Origin of the sequence: Pseudomonas atagonensis (assembly GCF_011369485.1) — a bacterium.
Lineage (GTDB): Bacteria > Pseudomonadota > Gammaproteobacteria > Pseudomonadales > Pseudomonadaceae > Aquipseudomonas > Aquipseudomonas atagonensis.
Window position 1 is genome coordinate 1 of the sequence record NZ_VXCA01000031.1, and the last position, 4042, is coordinate 4042.

The following is a 4042-nucleotide window of genomic DNA, read 5'->3' on the forward strand; positions in this document are numbered from 1 at the left end:
AACATCGAGCACGACCAGAAAATCCGCGTCGGCAACGAACGCCACGACACCGTCGAAGCCAACACGCTGAGCGAATTCAAGGTCGAAGAACACCGCATCACCCACCTGGATCGCGTCAGCGAAATGCGCGCGGATGACCACCTCACGGTGGGCGTGACCCAGCACGTGAAAATCGGCACGGGGCAGTTTGTCGAAGCGGGCACGGAGATCCATTACCACGCGGGCGACAAAGTCGTGATCGAAGGAGGCATGGAACTCACCGCCAAGGCTGGCGGCAGTTTTGTGAAGGTCGATGCCGGTGGCGTCACCATCAGCGGCGCCGAGGTGAAAGCCAATACCGGCGGTGCACCGGGCGTGGGTAGCGGGATCGGGATTTTGATTCCGTTGATTCCGGGGTTGGCGGCCGCGGACATTGCCGGAAGGTTGATGGAAAAAGCCAAGGCCAATCCGACGTGGCTGGAACTGAATCTGCATTACGACAATCTGGAGCCAGTGCCGGGCGCGTCTTATCGCGTTGATTTTGCTGATGGTTCGACCCGTGAGGGCGTGCTGGACGATGACGGCTTCGCCCGGTTGGAGGACGTGCCGAAAGGACCGGCCAAAGTGTATTACGGCGAAGATCCGAGGCCGTTCAACCGCGAAATCGTCGCTGTTGTGCAGAACTCGGACGACAAGGTTAACGAAGATTTACGCAAGCTCGGCCTGGATCCGAACCAGGTTGATTTACAAGCATTAGTGGAGAAAGCCGCAGGGAGGCTGACATGAGCGAGGCAGTAGCTGAGAGTGCAAGCGAGGGCGGCGAAGACCGTAGCGCCGCTTATCAAGAAGCCGCAGTAGAACTGGCGAAAGGCATCGCCCTCGGCGCTGTGCCATTCCTGGGTCAGGCCATCGACGCCTACGACACCATCGAATCCTCCATTGTTCTCTACAACGCGGAGTCAACCGAAGGCAAGGAAGACGCACAGTTCGATTTGCTGATGGCCGTTATCGGCTGGATTCCAGGCCCGGGCGACGGTCTGAAAAAGAGCCTGCGCATCGTCAACAAAGACCCGCAGCGATATGCGCCGGTACTGTTCGACCTGCTGCGCTTTGTCCTGCAGGAATGCGGGATCAAAACCAGCCCCGAGGAACTGCTTAAGCAGATATTCGACGCCGGTAAACTGCGCGGCGAACTCGACGAAATCATCACCGGCGTCAAAGGCTCGTCCACGTTCCAGAGCCTACCGAACTGGGCAAAAACCTCCGTCGTCACCGTGCTGGCCGCCTCCCGCGACAACATGCCAGCCATGGTCGGGATTGTTGAAAAGCGGCTGGTGAAATGGAAAGGCATGCAGCGCAACAGCTCGGCGGCCGGTTCCGGCTCCAGCCACCCGAAACGAGCGGAAAAGCCTGCGAGCAAGGACTCGTCGGTTGCAGCGAAAGGCACCGATGGCGCCAGCGGCACCCACTCCAACCAGGTCGAAGCCTCGAAAATGGGCCTTCAGGCCCCTTCCAGCATTTTGAACGAAGGTTTGGGGGTCAGCGGCGAACACATTGCGGACTACATCTGCGCGGTGGAGTTTGGCTGGGGCAAGGACTGGGACGGGCATGACAAAGGCGCAGATGGGAAATGGCTCGAGGGCGTGCCGAGCGCGAGCAAGATGGGGAAACTTTCGGCTGGCGGGAGTCCGAAGGCCGATCATATCCTTTATAAATTAACTGATGGTGCCAACGGAACGGGCATTGATGCAATCTGGAGAGCAAAACCAGAAAATAACGGCGGAAAGAAATTCGCGATCGTCGAAGCAAAAGCGAGCCGTGATGAAGACGCACCAAAATTCATGCGCAAACCGAATAACACACGAAAACCCGGGGTCAGTTCGAAACTGGGAGTGTCTGGTTCGGTAGAGCCTAGCGAATTAATTGAGCCCATTGAAAAAGAAAGTAATGCGGCTCAGGGGAAAAGGTCTCTAAACTCAGGAAGACGTCAACCTTCGCCGGTAAAAACAGAAAAAGCATCAACCGACAAAGCCACCGTATTGCTCGTTCAAATGAGCAGACAGTGGATTGATAAAAATATAAAAAAATCTGTTTATGGGACGACACTGACCTTTCTAATCAAAAGTTCGTACAGCCGCCATCTTTTTTATTGCCCCTTATACCACCCTAGCTTGAGTCCTAAAGAACATGCTGCCGCTAGACTGAGTACATCTGGCGAGGATACCCACAGAAGCCATCAAGCATTTCATTACGGCGAAGAAGAAGTTAAAAAATTTGTTAACAAGCGCAAAAAATCTCTAATCAAAAAGCACGGGAACTTAGCTTCCCTTGCGCTCGAGGCATAGTAACCATGAAGCAGCGACAGAAATTTTATAGCGAAAGCCAGTACAGGAACTTCTTGAAGGAATACAGTGAAGTTCTTGAACTATGCAAAACAACTAAATTCGAATCAGACTCTCCGGAAGAAGAGGCTTCGCTCAAAGCAGGGCATCTACAAAATCTGCTACTTGATAAAATATTCGCCTGCTATACAGCAGGGGAAGACATAGAAATTCTGACGCCTTTATTAGAGGAGCTTATTGAAAAATATGAAATATGGCAGAAAAATCTAGCCATTTCTGAGGGAACCTCGAATATTTCACCGCTTTCTATTGAAGACTGGCCGGATCAATACGAAGAATGCGTACAAGTAATAAGTCTATGCATACTATTACATCGCCCTGACCTTCTAAAACGTTTCGTCCATATTACAGATGAGGCCGGCTTCGCTGGTGATGACACACTGTATGAAGATCTATTAAAAAAAATACTACCGGGCAGACATGACATCGACCAATGGTACCATGACGTTTATACACCTCTAATCCAGGCAATATACTCGGACAGCAAAGAGAAAGCCTCTGAGCTTTTGGACAAATACTGCAAACAATGGTATCCCGCTTTCAAGCAAGCGCCTTGGCATGACACTCACCTACAAGGTGAAAAAGGAAACTATGTTGGTTATTGGGCCTTTGAGGCCGGAGCAATTGCTTTTCTTTATGGAATCGATGACAGCAAAATCAATCACATGGTCTATCCAAAAGATCTAGTGGAATATGCGAGAAACCAGAAACCAACTAATTCAGTTGATGCTTCCAGAGTAGATGCAGGGCAACCTTGCATCAAGACTGGTTATTGGTTCAGTCCGGCAGAGGCCAACTCAAGACGTCACTTTCAACAAGGTGAAATCATGCCAAGTTTCAGTGACTCCAAGTGGGGCGATACAATTTGGTATTGGTCAGGAGAGGAATAGAAAGCCCTGCCATTCGCTCAGAGCGTGCACTCAGACTCTGAGCGCGTGGGATGGCACTACCGCCCTGCCCTCGAACACCCGAAACCAAAAGTCCTCGGCAGCCAGACCGCCATCGTCACCGGCCCCGCCGGCGAAGAAATTCACTGCGACGAATACGGCCGCATCAAGGTGCAGTTCCACTGGGACCGCGAAGGCCAGGCCAACGACAAAACCACCTGCTGTCACGATAAAGGAGCCCAAGGAACTTGGCCAAATGGGAACCCGGACGAAAATAGACTCGGAAAGCTTTCCATGGGCGGTAACCCTAAAGCTTGGCATGCATTGTATAAGTTAGATGATGGCGCAAACGGCACAGGGATTGATGCGGTATGGCGCGCGAATTCGGCCACTAACGAGCAAAAAAAGTTTGCAATTGTCGAAGCTAAAGCAAGCAGAGATGAAGACACACCAAAATTTATACAAAAGCAACACGATGCGAAAGAAAAGCAGGACAAAAAGACAAAAGAAACAAATACTCCATTAGCCTCTGGCCCTCAAAAAGAACAGCGGAAACCGAGCATCATTTCCAAGCTTGGTGTATTTGGTGACGTCAAGCTTGAAGAAATTCTCGAACCTATAGATAAATCAGAGCAAGAATCGCAAACCCCTACTCCAAAAAAAAATCAGCCAAGTAAAAAGAATAACAGCAGATCTGGAAAGCCATCCAGACATGCGAGCAACACCAACAAAAACACAAGCGTCGAAAGTTCACCAAAAGAAAAAGCAAAAGCA

The 4042-nt window shown here is 51.0% G+C and carries 3 protein-coding genes and 1 pseudogene; all 4 read left to right on the forward strand.

From position 1 onward, the window contains the following. Positions 1-765, forward strand: a 765-nt coding sequence (locus F2P67_RS21805) for a bacteriophage T4 gp5 trimerisation domain-containing protein (RefSeq protein ID WP_425511028.1), incomplete at its 5' end; no start/stop codon positions are given. Beyond that, a complete protein-coding gene (locus F2P67_RS21810; RefSeq protein ID WP_166223545.1) occupies positions 762-2324 on the forward strand; it encodes a hypothetical protein in 1563 nt (520 codons plus the stop codon). The genes F2P67_RS21805 and F2P67_RS21810, both read left to right, overlap by 4 nt. Positions 2325-2329: 5 nt before the next feature. After that, on the forward strand, positions 2330-3271 hold the full coding sequence (locus tag F2P67_RS21815) for a PoNe immunity protein domain-containing protein (protein WP_166223548.1): 942 nt from the start codon (positions 2330-2332) through the stop codon (positions 3269-3271). A 57-nt stretch (positions 3272-3328) separates the two neighbouring features. Next, positions 3329-4042: pseudogene (locus F2P67_RS28135) on the forward strand (hypothetical protein); the annotation flags it as partial.

Bases quoted from the DNA above. Each gene is read 5' to 3' on its own strand.
- F2P67_RS21810 (WP_166223545.1), top strand. From the start codon at position 762: ATGAGCGAGGCAGTAGCTGAGAGTGCAAGCGAGGGCGGCGAAGACCGT.
- F2P67_RS21815 (WP_166223548.1), top strand. From the start codon at position 2,330: ATGAAGCAGCGACAGAAATTTTATAGCGAAAGCCAGTACAGGAACTTC.